Consider the following 20,424-nt stretch of genomic DNA (forward strand, 5'->3'; position numbering starts at 1 on the left):
GATCCTCGAACAACCACCCGGGGAGCCGGAAACGACACCGGACGAGGAAACCTCCGCGCCGCTGCTGCTCTCGGCGCACACCGAGACCGCGCTCGCCACCATGGCCGGAAAACTGGCCGGACGACTCGCGGACGAATCCGTATCGCTGCCCGCGGCCGCCGCCGCGCTGACCACGCGGACCGGCCTCCGTACCCGCGCCGCCGTGGTCGCAGCACTGGGCAGGGAGACAGCGACCGAAGCCCTCGGCGCGCTCGCCGAGGGCCGCAGCCATCCCGGGCTGGTGCGCGGAACCGTCACGGAAGGCGGCACCGGCGTGCTCCTTCCCGGACAGGGCGCGCAACGCCTCGGCATGGGCCGCGAGCTCGTGGCCGCGGAACCCGTTTTCGCGGAAGCCTTCGAGCAGGCGTGTGCCGCCGTCGACTCCCAGGTGGACGGTTCGCTGCAGGACGTGCTGTGGGGCGAGGACCCCGCCGCCCTCGCCGACACCCGTTGGGCCCAGCCCGCCCTGTTCGCCTTCCAGGTGGCGGGATTCCGGCTCGCCGAATCCTGGGGACTGCAGCCGAGCGTGCTGATCGGGCACTCCGTCGGCGAGATCGCGGCCGCGCACCTCGCGGGCGCGCTGTCGCTGGCGGACGCGGCGCGGCTGGTGACCGCACGCGCACAGGCGATGGCCCGGCTGCCGCGCGGCGGCTCGATGGCGGCGGTCTCGGGCCCGCCCGATCGCCTGGCCGCACTCGTGTCCGGGCTCCCCGGGGAGGTCGCGGTGGGCGCGTACAACGCGGCCACGAGCCTGGTGCTCTCCGGGGAGACCGCGGCCGTGGAACGCGTACTCGATTCCCTGGACCAGGATCTCCGGGTCTCCCGGTTGAAGACCAGCCACGCGTTCCACTCCCCGGCGATGGCCCCCGCCGCCGAAGAACTCGCCGCCACGGCCGGCACGCTCGACTGGTCGCCCGCGCGCCTGCGGATCGTGTCCACGGTCACCGGAACAGCACTGGACCCGGATGCCATGGCCGAGCCCGGATACTGGGCAGGACAGCTCACCGCACCCGTCCGGTTCGCCGCGGCCGTCGCGACGGTGGCGGCCCAAACCGAGGTGTGCCGGTGGCTCGAACTCGGCGCGCACCCGGCGCTGCTCGGCCACGTGCGCGGCGAACACGACACGCTCGCCGTGTGCCTCGGCCGGGAAGGTGAACCGGCCGCGACCGCGGCCGACCGCGCCGCCGCGAGCCTGTGGTGTGCCGGGGCGGAGCTGACCGGCTGGCGCCCGCGCGGACCCGCCCGCGCGCAGCTGCCGACCTATCCCTTCGAACACCGCCGGTTCTGGCCGAGCGCACCGCGGGCCGAACTCACCTGCCTGCGGGAGGACTGGGAACAGCTCGAACTCCCCGCGGCGCGGCCGAACGGACGCTGGCTGCTGTACTCCGCGCCATCCGCTGCGGACCCGGCGCTGGCCGCGGCGCTCGGTGCGGAGCCCGTGAGTGGCCCGGACCGGCTCACCGAACTCCTGTGTGGACAGTCCACAGTGGAGGGTGTGCTCGCGCTCGTCCAGGAACCCGCTCAGGTGCCCGAACTGCTGCGGACCATCGACGCGGCCGGAGCGAAACCACGGCTGTGGTGCCTGACCCGGAGCGCGGTACGGGTCGACGACGAGGAGGGCGCACCGGAACCGTCATCCGCGGCCGTGTGGGGAATCGGGCGCAGCGCGGCACTCGAACATCCGGACCGGTGGGGCGGACTGATCGACCTCGCACCGGACAGCGAACCGGAAACGGTCGCCGCCGCCCTCGCCGGTGCGGACGAGGATCAGCTCGCCGTACGCGCCGGACGCGCCTACGGCCGGCGACTGGTACCGGCCGAATCCGCGGCAGCGCAAGCCTGGCAGCCCTCGGGCACCGTGCTGATCACCGGTGGCACCGGGGGACTCGGCGCGCGGATCGCGAGCTGGGTGGCCGAACACGGCGCCGAACGGGTCGTGGTCACCGGGCGGCGCGGACCCGAGGCCCCCGGCGCGGACGCGCTGCGCGCCGCCATCGAGGCCGGTGGAGCCCAGGCGCGGATTCTGGCCATGGACGCGGCGGACGCGGAAGCGGCAACCGCGCTGCTCGCCGAACTCGACCGGGAGGGGCCGCCGCTGCGCACCGTGGTGCACGCCGCCGGTGTGCTGGACGACGCCGCGCTGCGCGACCTGGACGAGCCGGTGATCGCGGCGAGCGCGCGGCCCAAGGCGATCGGGGCCGCCGTCTGGGACACGGTCACCAGGGGACGCGCGGTGGACCTGATCGTGCTCACCTCGGTCGCCGGGATCTGGGGCAGCGGTGGGCAGGGCGCCTACGCTGCCGCGAACGCCGCAGCCGACGCGGTCGTGCTCGGCCGCAGGGCCGCGGGGGACCGCGGTATCGCCCTGGCCTGGGGACCGTGGGACGGCGCCGGGATGGCCGCGGATCCGGAATCCCGTTCCGCACTGGCCCGCAGGGGACTGCGCCCGATCGATCCGGACCGCGCGCTCGCCGCGCTGCCCGCGCTGATCGGGCGCGAGGACGCGGTACTGGCCGTCGCCGACCTCGAACTCGATCGGTTCGCCACCGCGTTCACCGCGGCCCGGTCCGCCCCGCTGCTCGCGAACCTGGTGCGCAGCCCGGAGCCGATCGGCGAGCAGCAGGGCGGGACCTGGCTGATCCGGTTGCGGGACACCGAAGCGGGCGAACGCCGGGATGTGCTCGCCGGACTGTTGCGCGCCGAGACGGGCGCGGTGCTCGCTCATCCGCGCCCGGCCGCGATCGATGCCGCCACCCCGCTGCGTGATCTCGGGCTCGACTCGCTGACCGCGGTGGAGCTTCGCGACCGTATCCGCGCCGGGACCGGGCTCGAACTGCCCGCGACCCTGGTGTTCGACCATCCCACGATCGGCGAACTCACCGAGGAGATCCACGCCCAGCTGGCCACGGAGGAAACCCCGGAACCGGATCTGCTGACCGAACTGGACCGCCTCGCCGCACGGCTGCGCGAGCACGGGCCGAACGGGGATCGGCAGCGGCTGCGGGAACGCCTGCACACCATGCTCGGCATCGTGGACGGTGCACCGGTGGCGCTGGTGGCCGCCGAATCCGCGCGGGAACGGCTGGCCGATGCCGATGACGAGGCCCTGTTCGCGTTCATCGAGGACCAGGTCCGGGGCCGGTGATCCGGGATGAGCCAAGTCTGGGTGTTTTTCGGTCTCCGCGTTCCTAAGTTCGTGGTGACATCTTCTCGCTACCGAGCCGGAGGCACCTCGTGACCACCAATCTCGGCGGCCGGACAGACCGCAACCGGGCCTTCAGGCGGCCGGTTTCCCCTGTCGAACGGCAATTCCTCGAGGCAGGGCCGGACGCCGCGGTGACACTGCAGCTGTGCGTCGAGGGGGACGGCGACCTGACCGTCGCCGAACTGGAGCAGGCGCTCGCCCTCGCCGGTGCGGCCGTCCCGGGCAGCAGGTGCGTCGCCGCCGTGGACGGGTACCTGATCGACACCGGGCTGGCGCCCGCTGTGCGCGAGGCCGGGCACCGCGGCGCCGTCCGGGACCTCGCCGAACTGCGCCACCGCCCGGGTGCGGACGGGCGGCCACTGTGCGAGGTGCTGCTCGCCCGGCCGGAAACCGGTGGCACCACGGTGATTTTCCGGGCCGACCACGCGCTGATGGACGCGCGCGGCCTGGTGTTGTGGTCCGCGGCCGTGTTCGCGGCGCTGCGCGGGGAAACCCCGGCGCCCGCCACCGACACGGTCACCGATGTGGAACTGGCGAACCGCCTGCTCGCCGCGCTGCCCGGGTCCGGGGACCGCACGCCGCCACTGCTGACCCCCGACTGGCCCGTGCTGCTGCCCAGAACCACCACCGAGGTGCGCGAACCGCTGTGGCGGCGGCGCGGCATCGAGGGTGTGCACCACGGGCTGATCGCGCGCCTGGTCGCAGGGCTCGCGGCCCGCGGGGAACCGGTCCGCTGCCTGATCCCGGTCGATCTGCGCCGCCACGATCCCGCCGTGTCGAGCACCGCGAACCTGGTGCTGCAGGTCGTGCTGGACGCCTCGGCCGAGGACGACTGGACCGAGCTGCACGCCCGGCTGCTCTCCGCGCTCGCCGAACGGCGCGAGCTGGACATGTGCCCGCCGCCGCAGTCCGAGGGCGAGGACCCGGACACCATCCGGCTGATCCAGCGCGGACTGGACCGGATGGCCGTCGATCAGGGGGTGGGCACCGCGACCGCGATCGTCTCGCACTGGGGACGGCTGCGCTGCGCGGACTACAGCGGCGCCGGGTTCACCGCGCGCGCCCTCTACACCCTGCCGGTGGTCCCGCCGGGTGCCGCGGTGGTGATCGACGCGATCGAATCCGAGGGCCGCACCGATATCTCGGTCGGCTGGTACGCCGAGGACGAAGCCGGGCCCGCGGCCGAGCGGCTGCTCGAGGACCTGGCCGAAGGGGTCTGGCCCGCGCGGCGAAGCCACTGGGCGGGCAACGACACCGCGTGCCCGCTTCCCGGGACCACCGTGGTCGAGGACCTGGCCGCCACAGCCGCCGCGCACCCGGACGCGGTGGCGATCGCCGGGCTGGACGGTACCGGGATCAGCTACCGCGAACTCGACGCGCGCGCCGACCGGATCGTGGCCGCGCTGGTCCGCAGCGGGGTGCGCCGCGGGGACGTGGTCGGTCTCGTGGCCGGGCGCAGCGCCGCGGCCATCGCGGCGATCTGGGGTGTGCTGCGCGCGGGCGCGGCCTATCTGCCACTCGATCCCGCCCACCCCGATGCGCGGATCAGCGATCTGCTCGACGATTCCGGTGCCCGCCAGTGCCTTGTCGAGGCCGAACAGACCGGACGGCCGCTGCTTCCCGCCGGGGTGCGCGAGATCATCCTCGAGGACGCCCTCAGCGAGGAGTCCGCCGGGGCATGCCCCAGACCGGTTCCGCCCGGCCCGGACGATCTGGCCTATGTCATCTACACCTCCGGGTCCACCGGAAAACCCAAGGGCGTGCAGATCGAGCACGGCGCGCTGGCGAACTATGTGCGCTGGGCGGCAAGGGAATTCGGGGTGCGCGCCGACTCGCGCATGCCGTGGCTGACCTCGCCTTCCTTCGACGTTTCGGCCACCACGCTGTACGCCCCGATCGCGGCGGGCGGGGCCATCGTCCCGGTACCGGGCGAACCCGCCCCGGATGTGCTGCGCGCGGTGCTGCGCGATGCGCGGGCCACCGAGATCACGCTCACCCCGACGCATCTGGAACTGATCGGCCGCCTGGGGATCACCGTGCCCGGGGTCCGTTCCCTGATCGTCATCGGCGAACAGCTGAACACCGCGGTTGCCCGCAGGGCCCGCGAGGTGTTCGGCCCGGACTGCCGCATCCTCAACGAGTACGGGCCGACCGAGGCGACCGTCGGGGTCTCGGTGCACGAGTACGAGGACGCCGCCGACGGCGGTCCGGAGGCCGCGGCGGTGGTCCCCATCGGGCGCCCGCTGGACAACTGCACGATGCACATCCTGGACACCGAGGGCCGCCACGCCGGGGTCGGCGAGGTCGGGCGGCTGTTCCTCGGCGGGGCGCAACTGGCCCGCGGCTATCGTGGGCGTCCGGACCTCGACCGGGAACGGTTCGTGCGGCTCGCCGACGGGGAGCGGGTGTACGACACCGGGGATCTCGCGAAGCTCCGCCCGGACGGTGCCGTGGAGTTCCACGGGCGCACCGACGACCAGATCAAGATCCTCGGCCACCGCATCGAACCCGCCGAGATCGCCCAGGAAGCCGAGGCGCACCCGGAAGTCACTCAGGCCTTCGTGCGCGCCCGCGCGCCCCGGCCCGGTGCGGCGCGGGTGCTGTGCCTGTGGGCCTGCCTGCGAACCGGGGCGCCGCCCGGAACAGCCGAGGACCTGGAACGGTGGCTGCGCAAGCGATTGCCGGACTACATGGTCCCGGCGGCCACCGCCTACCCGGACGCGCTGCCGCAGACGGTCAACGGCAAGGTGGACGTGCTCGCCCTGCCGGATCCGTTCGAACAGGACACCGGCGGCGCGGTGGCCGCGGCCGAGGAAACCGCCTCCGACGGCGATGAGGTGACCGCGGCGGTCGCGGCGATCTGGTGCGCGGTGCTCGGGCTCCCCGAGGGACAGGTTCCCGCGTCCACAGTGGACTTCCACCGGTTCGGCGGGGACTCGCTCTCGCTGCTGCTGATGATCGACCGGGTGGCCAACGAGGTCATCGGCCCGCCCGGCAGCGCGCGGCTCTACGAGCGGCTCGGTGAGCTGATCCGCGAACCCACCATCGAACACGTCGCCGAACTGGCCCGCGCGTCCCGGGATCGGGAACTCGACCGAGCGGGGACCGGGGCATGAACGAGACGATGACCGTGGAACGGGGGAGCACCGAGGCCCCGCTCGCGCCCTACCGTCCGCCGCGAGTGCGATTCGAGGGCCTGCGCGTGTTCGGCGCGCTGCTGGCCCGCGATCTGTTCGTGACCGTCCGCGAGCTGCCCTCGTTCATGGTCCAGGTCATCCTGCAGCCGCTGTTCATGCTGTTCATCTTCGGCGTCGTGCTGCGCGGGCTGGACCTGGTGACGCCCGCGCTGGTGCGGATCCTGCTGCCCGGGGTGGCGAGCATGACGATCTTCCAGACGGCCGTGCAGAACACCGCGCTGCCGCTGGCCGTCGACTTCGCGGCCACCAGGGAGATCGAGGACCGGTTGCTGGCCCCGATCTCGACCACCGCCGTCGGCGTGGAGAAGATCGTGTTCGGCGCGGTCCGCGGACTGATCGCGGGCATCATCATGGTGCTGATCGGCCTGCCCATGCTCGACGGATACTGGCCGCCGCCGGTATGGCCGGTGCTGATCGTGATCAGCGTGCTCGGGGCGCTCGCCGGCGGGGCGCTCGGTCTGGTGATCGGCACCTCGGTCCCGGCACGGCACATCGGCGTGGTGTTCGCCGCGATACTGCTGCCGTTGATGTTCACCGGGGCCGCCCAGTACCCGTTCTTCGGGCTGCACGCACTGCCCTGGTTCCAGGTGATCGTCGCGCTCAACCCGATGACCTATCTCAGTGAGGGCATGCGCTGGCTGGTGCTGCCCGGACGGGACTCGATTCCACTGTGGATCGACTTCACCGTGCTGCTCGTCGCGACCGGGGTGCTGCTGCTCGCCGGTACCTCCGGATTCCACCGCAAATCACAGGATTGAACCGATGCACTATTCCCGACTCGGCCGCACCGCGCTCACGGTCAGCCGACTCTGCCTCGGCACCCTGAACTTCGGGGTGCGCACCACCGACACCGAAGCCTTCGACCTGATGGACACCGCGCTGGAGCGGGGTATCAACTTCTTCGACACCGCGAACCACTACGGCTGGCAGAAACACCGTGGTTACACCGAGGAACTGCTCGGGGAATGGTTCGCGAAAGGGGACCGCCGCCGGGAGAAAGTGGTACTGGGCTCCAAGGTCTGCCAGCCGATGGGCGACTGGCCCAACGACCAGGGCCTCTCCGCGCGGCACATCATCGCCTCCTGCGAGGACTCGCTGCGCCGGATGCGGACGGACTGGATCGACCTGTTCCAGATGCACCAGATCGATCGCAGCGCCCCGTGGGACGAGGTGTGGCAGGCGATGGAGACCCTGGTGCAGCAGGGCAAGATCCGCTACGTCGGCTCCTGCAACTTCGCGGGCTGGCACCTGGTCTCCGCGCAGGAGTCGGCGAGCCGCCGCAACTTCCTCGGGGTCGTCGCCGAGCAGTGCGCGTACAACCTGGTGCGCCGCCATGTGGAGCTGGAGCTGATCCCGGCCGCGCAGGCCTACGGGATCGGGGTCTACGCCTGGTCCCCGTTGCACGGCGGCCTGCTCGGTGGCGCGCTGCGCAAACAGACCGAGGGCACCGCGGTGAAATCGGCCCAGGGCCGGGCCATGGTCGCATTGGAGACCCAGCGGGACACCGTCACCGAATACGAGAAGTACTGCGCCACGATCGGGGCCGATCCCGCGGAGATCGCGCTGGCCTGGGTGCTGTCCCGGCCGGGCGTCACCGGGGCCGCGATCGGGCCGCGTACCCGGTTCCACCTGGACAGCGCGCAGCGGGCCCTGGAGCTCGAACTCGACGAGGATGTGCTGCGCGAGCTGGACGCGCTGTTCCCGCCCATCGGCAACGGTATGCCCGGCCCCGAGGCGTGGGCCCGATGACCGCCCGGGAAGGGAACGGATTCGCCATGCGGGCACGCGAGCTCGCGGTGGACGGCGCCTTCGAGTTCACCCCGCGGGTGTTCGGTGACGACCGGGGCCTGTTCGTCTCGCCCTTCCAGGAGCCGGTGTTCGCCGAAACCCTTGGCAGGCCGCTTTTCCCGGTGCGCCAGACCAGCTACAGCAAATCCCGGCGCGGGACTGTCCGGGGCATCCACTACACGGCCACCCCGCCCGGCGCGCACAAGTATGTGTGCTGTGTGCAAGGGAAAGCGCTCGACATCGTGGTGGACATCCGGGTGGGTTCGCCGACCTTCGGCCGCTACGAGGTGCTGGAACTGGACGCGGAGAACTTCCGCTCCGCGTACTTCCCGGTCGGGGTCGGCCACGCCTTCGTCGCCCGCACCGACGACACGATGATGTCCTACACGCTCTCCGCGAGCTATGTTCCGGAGAACGAGCTGGCGATCGCCGTGCTCGATCCCGAACTGGCGCTGCCGATCCCCGATGATCTCGACCCCATCCTTTCCGAGCGGGACCGGGCCGCGCCGAGCCTTGCCGAGGCGAAGTCCGCCGGTCTGCTCCCGGAATACGAATGCTGCACGGAGATCGAGTGAACCGCGGACGGTCTGAGGAGGAATGCTGATGAGTGCGCCGAAGGTGGCCGTACTTGGTGCGAGCGGTGGCATCGGGCGGTTCGTGTGCGCGGCCTTCGCGCAGCAGGGCTACGAGGTGCTCGCGGTCGCCAGACGGTACACCCCGCAGGTCTACGAGTACGAGTTCGCACCGCTCGACCTCGCGGCCGCCGCACCGGAGGAGATCGCCGAACTCCTCGACAGCGCGGAGGTTTCCGTCGTGGTGAACGCGACCGGCAGCTGGAGCCAGGACGAAGCCGAACTGGTGTACGCGAACGTGACGCTGGTGCAGCGGCTGCTCGCCGCCTGGCCGAAACTGTCCCGCCGCGTTCGCCTGGTGCACCTGGGATCCATCCACGAGTACGGCCCGGTCCCCGAGGGCACGCTGATCGGTGAGGACCGGATCCCGGCGCCGCGGACCGCGTACGCGCGCAGCAAACTGGCCGGTTCACAGGCGGTCCTGGACGCCACGCGCAGCGGTGCGGTGGACGGTGTCGTACTGCGCGCGGTGAACGTCTGCGGTCCCGGAACGACATCGGCGAGTTTCCTCGGCGCCGTGGTCGGCAAGCTGCGGGCGGCCGTTCCCGGGGAACCGGTGGAGCTCACCATCGCCGACGCCAAGCGGGACTTCATCGATGTCCGGGATGTGGCCGAGGCTGCGCTGAAGGCGGCGACCGCCCCGGTGCTCGGGCAGGTGATCAACATCGGCTGGGGTGTCGCGGTGGAGCTGCGCCAGCTGGTCGGCCTGCTGCACACCGCATCCGGGCTGCCCGGGGACGCGGTGCACCGGCGGGACGCGGCACTGGAGAGCAAGGGGGGCGGCTGGACCCAGGCGGACATCCGGTTCGCCGCGGAGGTTCTCGACTGGAAACCCACGACCGGGCTCGCCGAATCACTGCGCGATATGTGGGCGGCCGCCGCCGTCCCGCAGCACGCGGATTCCGAGTGATTCCGGTCCGGAGAAACACGGAGGCTGGGGTATGAGCCAGGATTCGGCCGTCGAGGTCCGCGATCTCGTCAAGCGGTATCCGGGCGGGGACACCAATGCGGTGGACTCGCTGAGTTTCACCGTGCGGCCGGGCGAGGTGTTCGGGCTGCTCGGGCCGAACGGCGCGGGCAAGACCACCACGGTCGGCGTGCTCACCACGCGCGTGCGGCTCACCTCCGGGTACGCCTCGGTCTGCGGGGTCGACGTGGTCCGGGATCCGATCGGTGCCCGCCGGGTGCTGGCCGCGGTCTCCCAGCGCAACACCCTCGACGGCTCGCTGACCATCCGGCAGAACCTGTTGTTCCACGCGCGTTATCACCGCATTCCGCGCGCGGAGCGGACCCGGCTCGCGGACGAGATCCTGGAGCGGATGAGCCTGACCGCGGTGGCGAACCGCAATATCGGCCAGATCTCCGGCGGTCAGACCCAGCGCGTCATGATCGGCAGGGCGCTGATGCACAAACCGGATGTGCTGTTCCTGGACGAGCCCGCGAACGGACTCGACCCGCAGGCCCGGCTGTTCGTGCACGACCGGGTCGAGGACCTGCACCGGGACGGCACCGCGGTGGTCATCACCACCCACGACATGAGCGAGGCCACCAAGCTCTGCAACCGGGTGGGGATCGTGGACCACGGCCGGATGCTCGCCGTCGACACCCCGGCCAACCTCACCGAGCTGCTGCCCGGTTCCTCCTCGGTGACCCTGACCATCGCGCACAACGAATCCGCGGCCGAGAAAGCCCAGGACGCCCTCGCCGGGATCCCGGTGGTGCGGCGGGTGGAATCGATCGAGGGCAGTGCGGGTTCGGCCGAGGAGACGATCCGGCTGTACTCGGACATCGCGGCGCCGCGGGTGGTCAAGGCCGCGCTCGACCTGTTGTCCGAGGGCGGCTGGGAAGTACGGGATGTGGCGATCGGCAGGCCAGGGCTCGAGGACGTGTTCATCGAACTGACGGGACGGGATCTGAGGAAATGACCACCGTCTCCGAAGCCGACACCGCCGCCCCCGCGCTGGCGAGCCGCCCGCGGACGGGCAGCAGCCTCGCGACCTTCGGCACGCTGCTGGCCCGCGATCTGTTCGTGATGGTGCGCGAGGTGCGGCCGTTCCTGGTCCAGGTCGTCCTGCAGCGCATGGTGACGCTGTTCGTTTTCGGCGTGGTACTCGGCAAACTGGGGCTGGCCACGCCCGCGATGGAGAAGATCCTGCTGCCCGGCGTGGTGAGCATGACGATCTTCGGCGCCGCGGTGCAGAACACCGCGCTGCCCATGGCCATCGACTTCGCCGCGGGCCGGGAGATCGAGGACCGGCTGCTCGCCCCGATCTCGACCACCGCCGTCGCGATCGAGAAGGTCGTCTTCGGGGCGATCCGCGGGCTGATCGGCGGGATCATCATGGTGCCCGCCGGTCTGGCGATGCTCGGCGGGCATTGGCCGGGCACGGCCTTTCCCGCGGTGGCCGGGGTTTCGGTGCTCGGCGCGCTGGCGGGCGCCGCGATGGGCCTGGTGATCGGGATTTCGGTCGCCGCCCGGCACATCAACGTGGTGTTCGCCGCGGTGCTGCTGCCGATGACCTTCACCGGCGGGGTGCAGTTCCCGTTCTTCGGACTGGACAAGCTGCACTGGTTCCAGGTGATCGCCGCGCTCAACCCGATGAGTTACCTCAGCGAGGGGCTGCGCTGGCTGGTGCTGCCGGAGATGCACTCCATCGCCCTCTGGATCGACGCGGCCGTACTGCTCGGGGTGACCGCCGTGCTGCTCGTGATCGGCACCGCCGGATTCCGCCGCCGCGCGCAGGATTAGGTGTTTCGCTAGAATCCGGACATGCTGGTCGTGCTGCGCGCGATGACTCCGGCGGCCGCGGACGCGATCCTCGCCGGTGACCGCCCGAGCGAGGTGCGTCTCGCGGACGACTACCCGACAGAATTCTCCGCGGACGTGGCGCAGGGGGTGCGCGGCGCGGGCCGGCTCGGCCCGTTTTTCGTGCAGCGCCGCGAAGACGAGGTCGTGGTCGGCGAGATCGGCGGCGCGTTCGTGGCGGAGGCGACGGTCGAGATCGGGTACGCGATCGTCGCGTCCCAGTGGAACCGCGGGTACGCGACCGCGGCGGTCGAGGCGCTCGTGACGAAGGCGCGCGCGACACCGGCGGTGCGCCGGATCGTGGCCCACACGCCGCTCGAGCGTCCGCGCAGCGGCCGGGTGCTCGAGAAGGCGGGCTTCGTGCGCGTGCGGGAAACCGAGGATGTGGACGAGGCGGGCGGCATCCTGCTTGTCGAGGAGTGGGAACTGCTGCTCTAGTGCCGCTCGCCGTCCTCAGGCGGTGATCAGGCGGCGCAGTACCCTGCCGAGCGCGTCCAGGCGAAGCCGGGATTCCGTGTTCTCCTCGGGGGAAGGCGAATGGTGCTCGATACCGAGCCGGCCGTCGAAGGTGCTCGCCGTGTACCGGGAGACATTCGCCGCCCGCTGCTGACCGGCCGGAACCCTGGTACGGCGCGCGGAGTGGAAGTTCGTGATGCGCAGCTCGTCCGGCAGCCGCAGCGCCGGGATCCGGCCCCAGTTCGTCAGGCTCAGGATCGACGGAGCCGGTGTGCCCGCCCCGGGATCCGGAGCGGACCGGGCATTGCGCGCGCTGGCCGCACGGTACTCGGTGAGATCGAGGAAACTGGTCAGGATGGAGTCCTCGGCCAGCCGCGCCCGCAGCTGTTCGCCGACCGCGCGCCCGATGGCCACGGCATCGGGTTCGGTGGTCTCGGAGACCGCGAAATCCGCGTAGCCGAGCACGATCGTGCCCTCCGCGGGGCCGACCGGCGGGTCGAGGCGGCGGCGCAGATCCATCGGGAAGATGTACTGGAACTCGGTCAGCGCCCGGCCGGTCACCTCCGCCTCGGCGAGCAGGATCGCCCCGGAGAGCAGGCCGTTGATGGTGACCTGCTCGCGGTGGCCGAGCTCGACGAGCGCGGTGGTCTCCGCCTCGCTGAGCCGGATCTGGGTCAGGGCCTGCACGACCTCGACCCGCTCCGGTTCGGCTTCGGATGTCTCGGGCGTCTCGGGCGGAGCAGCCGCGGAATCCCGCTCGATGCCCCGTTCGGCGAGCAGCTGCTCGAGCGATTTCGGGAACGGGTGCCGGGGCAGATCCACGCTCGTGCCCTGCAAGGCGGCGCAGTACACCCACCACAGCGAGGTGAGCACCTCGACCATGAAACCCCGGTCGCAGATGCTGTGCTTGCCCATCAGCGCCACACTCGACTCGGTGCCGTCGCCGACAATGTTCAGCGCGCTCAGCGCCCGGCTCGAATCGATGGCCGCACCGGCGAGTGGCTCGTCCGGGTCGCCCTCGTGGAACCGGGGCGCCGGGGTTCCCGTGGACTCGATGAGGAAGGTCTGCCCGGAATCGGCCCGCAGGGTGGCCGCGAGGACCGGAAAGGCCTGACACACCGTGGAATAGGCCAGCCGCATGGCGGGCCGGTCGATTCGCCCCGTCACCCGCATCACGAACCCGGAGAACGCGTCGTGCTGGGCGAAGGACAGTTCGGTTGGTGCCAGCGGCCGCCGGAATACGCCTTCGGTCATCCTTGCCTTCCTCGTGGTGGAGCTCGTCAGTAGATGCCTTCGATGACCTGCTCGTTGTCGAAGACGTCGACGGGTTTCGGGCCGGCGACCGAATCGCCGATCTGGCCGGGCAGGCCCTCGATCCGGATCGCGCTGTCCCGCTCCAGATTGTTCGGCAGGAACATGCCCTTGCTGATGTGGTTCATCACGACCTGGCCGCGCTGACCGTACGGCACGGGTTCACGGGTGTCCGGATCGACGACGCGGAAGGTGACGATCGGGCTGCGCGGGTCGTAGACGATCTCCTCGTCCGGTCCGATCCCGGCCCGTTCCCGCGCACCCTCCAGCACCAGTGCGCTGTTGTACCGGCTGATCAGGGTGACGTCGGGATAGTGCTCATGGGTCAGCGCGAACCGGTCGTCGAGGGTCATGTGCGAGCCGCCCCAGAACACCACGTCGATCTTGGCATTGATCAGTTTGGCCAGCCCCGGGCGTTCCGCGCAGGCCTTGAGCAGCTGCGGGGTGGTGACCAGCATCCCGATCTGCTGGCTCTCCAGCAGATGCTCGATCTGGTCGAGTACGTGCTCGACGTAGGCCTTCGCCTCCTCGTGCGCGCCGCGCCGGATCAGCTTCTTGACCCAGCGCGGGTCGATGTCGATGGAGAACTTGACCGTGTTCTGCCGTGCCACCACCCAGTCGTACTGCGAACCGATCTTGTGCGGTCCGGTGGGCGCGGCCACCAGGATGTTCGACGGTTCCCGTCCGCTGAACACCGGACCGGCGAGCATCCGGTCGATGGCCGCCTCGATCCAGTCCGGCATCAGGATCACCCGCTTCGGTGCCCCGGTGGTGCCGCCGGTCTCGAAAACCCTTGGTGCGGGCGGATTCGGGCCGTAGCCGCGCGGAATCAGGTCCTCGACGGCCACCTCGCGCAGTTCGTCCACCACATTGGGGAACAGCGCCAGATCCGCGAAGCCGCGCACCTCGCGGCGCGGATCGAAGCCCAGCTGCGCGGCGCGGCGCAGCCAGAACGGGGAACCGGTCTCCTCCCCGAAATGCCAGTCCAGCGCGACCCTGAGGTATTCCTCGGGATCGGCGGGGTGGACGGCGGGATCGATGGCGGCCCACTTCGGGTCCGTGCTGGCGCTGGTCATGCGTCACCTCTCGAGTGTCGGGGTGCTGAGCAGTTGGATGGCCGGCCGGGCATCCGGTGCCTCGACCAGTTCACGGATCCGGGAACCGATCGCCGCGGCGTCCTCGGCGTCGTACCGGGTCGCCGCGTTGAGCGTGAACTTGCGATCCAGTTCGGCGTCGCTGAGCGGCCGGTGCGGGCCACCGCGGTTGGTCAGGCAGGCGACCTGCTCGGTACGGCCGCCGGACAGGCGCACCGTCACCCGGGCCGGGAACTGATCGGGGAACAGCGCGGCGCATTCGGGATCCGCGTGACAGGCCACTTTGCTCGCGAGCGCGAGGACTTCGGTGCGCTGCACCGCGGTATCGGTGAAGTCCTCGATGTACAGGCCGAGCCCGTCACCGCCGATCAAGGCGGCCGCCAGGGTGTACGGGCCGGAGAACGCGGCCGCGTAGCCGGTCGTGGGCGCGACCTTCGCGGCGACCGGTTCGGCGATGGTGCGCAGCACCGGCTCCGGCACGCCGAGCTCGATGGCCTCGACCTCGCCCGCGCGCACACCACGGCGGCGCAGTTCGATCGCCGCGTCGATGCCGGAGTGGGTGAAATGGTTGCACGGATAGGGTTTCACGTGCATGCGGTCGCTGTGCCAGTGCGCGCCGAGCTCCTCGGTGACCCGTTCCGGGCGGGCCCGTTCGCCGCAGAATGCCTGGAAGAAACCGAACCGGCCCTCGAGCACGGTCGGTGGCCCGGTGAGCCCGGCGACCGCCAGCTGCGCCGCGGTGACCCCGCAGTGCGCGGCCCAGCCGGTCTGGATGCGTTTGACCGTGCCACCGGTGCGGTTCGCCTCGATCAACCCGCTCGCCATGCTGGCCGCGATGCTCGCCGCGGCCGCCGTGGTCGCCGCGTCGCCCGCCTGCAACATGGCCGCGGCCACGGCCGAACCGATGGCCCCGCAGATGCTCGTGGCGTGCTGGCCGCGGTCGAAGAAGATCGAGTTCCGCCGCCCCTCGTCGTAGCCTGCCATGCCGAGCCGGATGCACACCTCGGTGCCGACGGCGAGGGCGTCCAGCAGCCGCGGCCCGTCCGCCTCGGTGGCCTCGGCCACGGCGAGCACCGTAGGCACCACGCACGCGCTGGGATGCAGCACCGAGGGCAGATGGGTGTCGTCGTAGTCCATGCAGTGCGCGAGCGTGCCGTTGACGAACGCGGCCGAGGCGCTCGGCATCCGGTCGGGCTGGCCGATCACGGTGCAGTCCGGCGCGCTGCCCCACTGCTGTGTCGCGGCGAGCACGGTTTCCCGGATCGACTGTGTGGAACCGAGGATCATCACGCCGACGGTGTCCAGCACGGCGCGCGCCGCAGCCTCCCGCCGTCGCCGGGGAAGCCCGTCGCGCACCACCAGTTCGGCGAACTCGGCGACCTCCTCGATGAGTCCCCGCACCGCGTTCACCGGGCCTCGCTCACGGCGGCGAGCGGGCGGATCGGCGAACCGGTCGCGCCGAGGATGTTCAGCGGTGCCAGGACGAACGCGAACTCGCCTACTTCGTGGGCGGCGAGTTCGGTCAGCCGCAGATGCTCCATGATGTGGATTCCGTTCTCGACGAGCAGGATGCGGTGCACGGGAAGGGTGGCGTGCCCCCGGCCCGGATGCACCTGTTCGAAGGCCGAGGTGTCCGCGCCGGCCGCCGCGACCTCGTGCCGGGCCAGCCAGTGCGCCGCCTCCGGGGTGACCCCGGGGACCCCGGACTCGACACCGAGATAGCGCTGCGGCTGCGCCCACAGCGTGCCCCAGCCGGTGTTGACCAGGCAGACCCCGCCGGGGCGCGGGGCCGCTCCTGCCTGTTCGGCGGCCGCGGCCAGTTCCTCCTCGGTGATGCCGTGCCCGCCGGGAAGATGCGGCACCCCGTGGAGTTTCGCGATGTCCAGCAGCACACCGGGGCAGATCCGCGGGGTGATCGCGTCCACGCCACCGAAGGAGAACGAGCCGCCGGTCTGCGCGGCCATGCAGTCCACGCCGTCGTAGAGGAAGCCGTCCTGGGAGACGTGGGCGAGGGCGTCGATATGGGTGCCGACGTGCCCGCCGGTCATGATCACCTCGCTTGCCGCGGAGCCACCGTCCTCCCGGACCATGTCGCCGTGCCTGCGGGAGAGCATCATCCGGAACCCGGGATGATTGGGGGAGCAGGGCATTCCGTTCGCGAGCGGCTGGGCGAGGTCGATGGTCCGCACCCCCGCGGTGACCGCGGCCAGCAGCGGATCGGCGATCCGTTCCGGGGTACTCGTCACGGCTGCACACTCCCCACCAGATCCAGCGCGCTGGCCAGGCGCAGGGTCTGCCGCGCATTCGCGATGGCGGGCGGGCCGACCATCTTCCCGTTGCCGTCCATGACGATCGACTGATCGGTGTCCTCGGCGACCGCGGCCACCGCGCAGATCTCCATCGCCTCCGCGATCTCGTGCGGCTGCGGGGTGAACACGCGGTGGATGATCGGGATCTGCGCGGGATGGATGGCCATCCGCCCGATGTAGCCGAGTGCCTTGCCGTGCACGCTGGTCAGCTCCAGCCCTTCGAGGTTGCGCGGGTCGGGGAACACGCTCTGCAGCGGGTTCGGCAGCCCGGCGGCCCGGGAGGCGATGATCATCCGGCTGCGTGCCGCGTCCATGGTGGCGCCCTCCATCTCCGCGTGCAGATCGGCGCGCAGATCGGACTCGCCCAGGCCCAGCATGCGCACCGAGGGCGCCGCGGTGGCCAGCCGGTAGGCGTTCTCCAGTCCGCTCGCGGTCTCGATCAGCACGTGGATCGCGGCCGCGCTGTTCCGTTCCCGCAGCAGCGCGGCCACCTGCCGGATGTCGTCCGGCTGCTCGGCTTTCGCGAGCCGCACCCCGGCGAGGCCGACCCCGGCGACGGCGAGCACGTCCTGGGTGCACAGCGTGGACCGCATCGAGTTCAGCCGCACGAAGGTGGGTTTGGCGGTGGGCCGCGCGGTGATGTCCGCGACGATGTCCCGCGCCCGCGCCTTGTGCCGGACCGGGACCCCGTCCTCCAGATCGAGGATCACCGCGTCCACTTCGGACTCGTAGGCCCGGGTGATGCGGTCCACGTGATGGCCGGGGACATACAGGCAACTGCGGTAGACCGGATAGTCCAGCGCGAGCTCGTTCATATGCCGGCTTCCTCCTTCAGCGGACGCGGCAGCAGTTCCTCGGTGTGCGCACCGAGATCGGGCCCGGTTCGCCGGATGCTCCCCGGGGTCCGGGAAAGCCGGAACGGGACCGTCGGCATGGTGACCGTGCCCAGCTCCGCGTCCGGCACCGAGACCAGCAGCGAACGCGCCCGGAACTGGGGATCGGCCGGGATGTCGTCGACCTCGTAGATGGGCGCGGCCGCCGCCTCGACCCGATCGAACTCGGCGAGCACATCCGGTCGTTCGTGCGCGGCGATCCAGTCACCGAGGGCCTCGTCGAGCACCTCGCGGTGCGCGGCGCGCCCGGAACCGTCCGCGAACCACGGCTGCTCGGCCAGTTCGGGCCTGCCGACAAGGCGCACGACCCGTTCGGCGACCGCCCGCGATGGCGCGGAGATGGCGACCCACCGGTCGTCCACGCAGCGGTACACCCCGCGCGGGGCGTTGTTGTTGGAGCGGTTGCCGAGCCGGGCGGGCTTCACGCCGAACTGCTCGTACTCGCTCAGCTGGGCGCCGAGCGAACCGATCAGGGTCTCGGTGATGGCGACATCCGCGGTCTGCCCGTATCCGCAGCGATCGCGGGCGCGCAGCGCGATGAGGGCCGCACAGGCCGCGTGCAGACCGGCGATGGCGTCGCCGAGCGGGAAGGAGGGCAGCAGCGGTGCGCCTTCGGGTTCGCCGGACATGGCGGCCAGCCCGCTCATCGCCTCGGCGAGCGTGCCGAAACCGGGGCGGCGGTGGTAAGGGCCGTCCTGGCCGAACGCCGTGACCCGGGTGAGGATCAGCCCCGGGTTGAGCTCGGCGAGCACATCGGGGCCGAGCCCCCAGCGCTCCAGTGTGCCGGGACGGAAGTTCTCGATGAGCACGTCCGCGGTGCCGGCCAGTTCCCGGAAGCGCTCCGCGTCCGCGCTGTCCGAGAGGTCGAGCGTGACGCTTTTCTTGTTGCGGTTGAACACCTTCCACCACATCGACCGGCCCTCGCGCACCTGGCCGAACCGGCGCAGCGGGTCACCCGAGGGATGCTCGACCTTGATCACCTCGGCGCCGTAGTCGGCGAGCAGGCGGGCGGCGAAGGGGCCGGCGAGCAGCGTGGAAGCATCGATGACGGTCAGACCCGCCAGGGCGGGGCCCGCTTCCGGCGCGGCCCGGTCTTGTTCGTCCAATGTCCGACCATCCATCCGTTCTGGCGCGACCGAGAGCTTCCAGTCGCGCTCCAAGGGATATCCCCCGGACCGCTTCGCGGGTAATGGTTCGCCGCCGATTCCTGGGGAGTTTCGTAGTCTTTCGGCCCGCCGCGGAGTCTGAGGGATTTCCGGCTCCGGGGTTCCTAGGTTGGTCGGGGACGGGCCGACGAACCGGTAGGAGCATCGACGATGAACGACCTGGTGGTGGAGACCGCGTCCGGGCAGGTGCACGGCCGTCTCGACCGCGGCGTGCCGAACTGGCGCGGCATCCCGTACGGACGGATCGAGGAGCGGTTCCGGCCGGCCGTCGCGGCACCGCCCGCCGCGCGGGTGGACGCGACCTCGTGGGGCCCGGTCAGCTGGCAGGTGCCGATGTACGCGTGGATGCCCGCGCGGTTCGTGCACCCGGACGCCGTCGAGGACGAGCAGTGCCTGAACCTGAACATCTGGTCGCCGGGCGCCGACGGCGCGCGCCGCCCGGTGCTGGTGTGGCTGCACTTCGGCGGGCACGTGTACGGCAGCGGCAGTGTGCCCTCCACGGATGCCTGGGTCTACGCCGCGAACCACGACGCGGTGATCGTGACCGCGAACTACCGGCTCGGGCCCTGGGGCTGGCTGTATCTCGGCGAGCACGATCCGGAGTACGCCGACGGCGCGAATCTTCCGGTACAGGACCAGATTCTGCTGCTGGAGTGGATCCGCGAGAACATCGCGGGGTTCGGCGGGGACCCGGGCAATGTGACGATCTTCGGTTCCTCCTCCGGTGGTTCGGACGTGGGTACCCTGCTGGGAGTCCCGGCCGCGGAAGGGCTTTTCCACAAGGCCGCGATCTACAGCGGCACCGCCGAGACACCGGTGAGCAGGGCCGAGGCTGTGTCCCGGGCCGAGCGATTCCTTGCGGGGGCCGGGAAACTGGCCGGTTCCGCGCGCGAGCTCGCCGCGGCGGCGAACGTGGGACTGCGCTATGTGCACAGCAAACAGCTCGAGCAGGACGGGCGGATCGCCTATCACCCGTTCGTCGACGGCCGGGTGCTGCCCCGGGAGCCGCTGGCCGCGGTCGCCGAAGGCCGGATCCGCGATGTCCCGCTGCTGCTCTCGGTCACCGCGGCGGAAGCCCAGTTCTACGAGATCATCGCGCCGGACGCGATCGAGCGGATGTACGAGGCCCACGCCGGTCCGGAGCCGGATGCCGATCGGGACACCAAGATCGAGTACCTCAGCGATGTCATGTTCTGGCAGCCGACCGAACGGCTGCTCTCCGCCTCGCTCGCGGCGGGCGGACAGGGCTGGTGGCAGGTGTTCGACTACGTGCCGAGCAATTCGCCCAACGGACACCGGCCGGAGTTCCGCGGGCGGCCGATGCACGGTGCCGACGCGCCGACGATGTTCGCGGACCCCGGGGACGCCGAGCTGACCGAGACCGACCGCGCCGTGGGGGCCGAGGAACAGCGGGCGCTGATGGAACTGGCCCGGCACGGGCGCCCGCACTGGCCGCAGTGGTCCCCGCAGCACCCCGCGCCCTATCGGATCGGTCCCTAGCACCGCCCTGAATTCGTGACGAGACAAG

At 71.2% G+C, this 20,424-nt stretch carries 16 protein-coding genes; 10 read left to right on the forward strand and 6 right to left on the reverse strand.

The window, feature by feature from the left end; translation table 11 throughout:
- From AD72_RS22985 to AD72_RS23025, 9 genes are all read left to right on the forward strand, one after another.
- Positions 1–3,184: type I polyketide synthase (locus AD72_RS22985; protein ID WP_051898909.1), on the forward strand; the 3,184-nt coding region annotated here is incomplete at its 5' end.
- A gap of 89 nt (positions 3,185–3,273) precedes the next feature.
- Positions 3,274–6,360, forward strand: a complete 3,087-nt coding sequence (locus AD72_RS22990) for a non-ribosomal peptide synthetase (RefSeq protein WP_051898910.1) — start codon at positions 3,274–3,276, stop codon at positions 6,358–6,360.
- Positions 6,357–7,199 carry an ABC transporter permease gene (locus AD72_RS22995; protein WP_231644938.1) on the forward strand — a complete coding sequence of 281 codons (843 nt, stop codon included), beginning with the start codon at positions 6,357–6,359 and terminating at the stop codon, positions 7,197–7,199. Before AD72_RS22990 ends, AD72_RS22995 begins: the two co-directional genes overlap by 4 nt.
- Positions 7,200–7,203: 4 nt before the next feature.
- A complete protein-coding gene (locus tag AD72_RS23000) occupies positions 7,204–8,190 on the forward strand; it encodes an aldo/keto reductase (protein ID WP_031468641.1) in 987 nt (328 codons plus the stop codon).
- 26 nt (positions 8,191–8,216) lie between these two features.
- On the forward strand, positions 8,217–8,804 hold the full coding sequence (locus AD72_RS23005; protein WP_031468642.1) for a dTDP-4-dehydrorhamnose 3,5-epimerase family protein: 588 nt from the start codon (positions 8,217–8,219) through the stop codon (positions 8,802–8,804).
- Between the two features lie 28 nt (positions 8,805–8,832).
- Complete coding sequence (locus AD72_RS23010) at positions 8,833–9,771, forward strand: NAD-dependent epimerase/dehydratase family protein (RefSeq protein ID WP_037347063.1); 939 nt, start codon at positions 8,833–8,835, stop codon at positions 9,769–9,771.
- Positions 9,772–9,802: 31 nt separating this feature from the next.
- Positions 9,803–10,786, forward strand: a complete 984-nt coding sequence (locus AD72_RS23015) for an ABC transporter ATP-binding protein (RefSeq protein WP_031468644.1) — start codon at positions 9,803–9,805, stop codon at positions 10,784–10,786.
- Complete coding sequence (locus tag AD72_RS23020; protein ID WP_031468645.1) at positions 10,783–11,610, forward strand: ABC transporter permease; 828 nt, start codon at positions 10,783–10,785, stop codon at positions 11,608–11,610. Before AD72_RS23015 ends, AD72_RS23020 begins: the two co-directional genes overlap by 4 nt.
- Positions 11,611–11,631: 21 nt before the next feature.
- The gene (locus AD72_RS23025; RefSeq protein WP_051898911.1) at positions 11,632–12,105 is read left to right on the forward strand and encodes a GNAT family N-acetyltransferase; all 474 of its coding nucleotides are present in this window, start codon (positions 11,632–11,634) and stop codon (positions 12,103–12,105) included.
- A 15-nt stretch (positions 12,106–12,120) separates the two neighbouring features.
- Here the strand turns inward: AD72_RS23025 and AD72_RS23030 are convergent, their stop codons facing one another.
- Genes AD72_RS23030 through AD72_RS23055 form a run of 6 tightly spaced genes read right to left on the reverse strand, consistent with a single transcriptional unit; the run spans position 12,121 to position 18,836 of the window.
- Positions 12,121–13,377, reverse strand: coding sequence for a phthiocerol/phthiodiolone dimycocerosyl transferase family protein (locus AD72_RS23030; RefSeq protein ID WP_051898912.1), 1,257 nt, complete (start codon positions 13,375–13,377; stop codon positions 12,121–12,123).
- Positions 13,378–13,403: 26 nt separating this feature from the next.
- The gene (locus AD72_RS23035; protein WP_031468648.1) at positions 13,404–14,510 is read right to left on the reverse strand and encodes an acyl-CoA synthetase family protein; all 1,107 of its coding nucleotides are present in this window, start codon (positions 14,508–14,510) and stop codon (positions 13,404–13,406) included.
- A 3-nt stretch (positions 14,511–14,513) separates the two neighbouring features.
- Positions 14,514–15,938 (reverse strand): MmgE/PrpD family protein, encoded by a 1,425-nt coding sequence (locus AD72_RS23040; protein ID WP_063890786.1) that lies wholly within the window; start codon positions 15,936–15,938, stop codon positions 14,514–14,516.
- On the reverse strand, positions 15,935–16,774 hold the full coding sequence (locus tag AD72_RS23045; protein WP_031468650.1) for a cyclase family protein: 840 nt from the start codon (positions 16,772–16,774) through the stop codon (positions 15,935–15,937). The genes AD72_RS23040 and AD72_RS23045 overlap by 4 nt, the downstream gene beginning before the upstream one ends.
- Entirely contained in the window at positions 16,771–17,652 is an 882-nt protein-coding gene (locus AD72_RS23050) for an HpcH/HpaI aldolase/citrate lyase family protein (RefSeq protein WP_031468651.1), read from the reverse strand. The genes AD72_RS23045 and AD72_RS23050 overlap by 4 nt, the downstream gene beginning before the upstream one ends.
- On the reverse strand, positions 17,649–18,836 hold the full coding sequence (locus AD72_RS23055) for a CaiB/BaiF CoA transferase family protein (RefSeq protein WP_063890787.1): 1,188 nt from the start codon (positions 18,834–18,836) through the stop codon (positions 17,649–17,651). The genes AD72_RS23050 and AD72_RS23055 overlap by 4 nt, the downstream gene beginning before the upstream one ends.
- A 210-nt stretch (positions 18,837–19,046) precedes the next feature.
- On the opposite strand from AD72_RS23055, the gene AD72_RS23060 reads away from it, so the two are divergent.
- Complete coding sequence (locus AD72_RS23060) at positions 19,047–20,396, forward strand: carboxylesterase family protein (RefSeq protein WP_051898914.1); 1,350 nt, start codon at positions 19,047–19,049, stop codon at positions 20,394–20,396.
- Positions 20,397–20,424 lie beyond the last annotated feature (28 nt).

The sequence above is a fragment of the Sciscionella sediminilitoris genome, from assembly GCF_000737195.2.
In the GTDB taxonomy this organism is placed as follows: domain Bacteria; phylum Actinomycetota; class Actinomycetes; order Mycobacteriales; family Pseudonocardiaceae; genus Sciscionella; species Sciscionella sediminilitoris.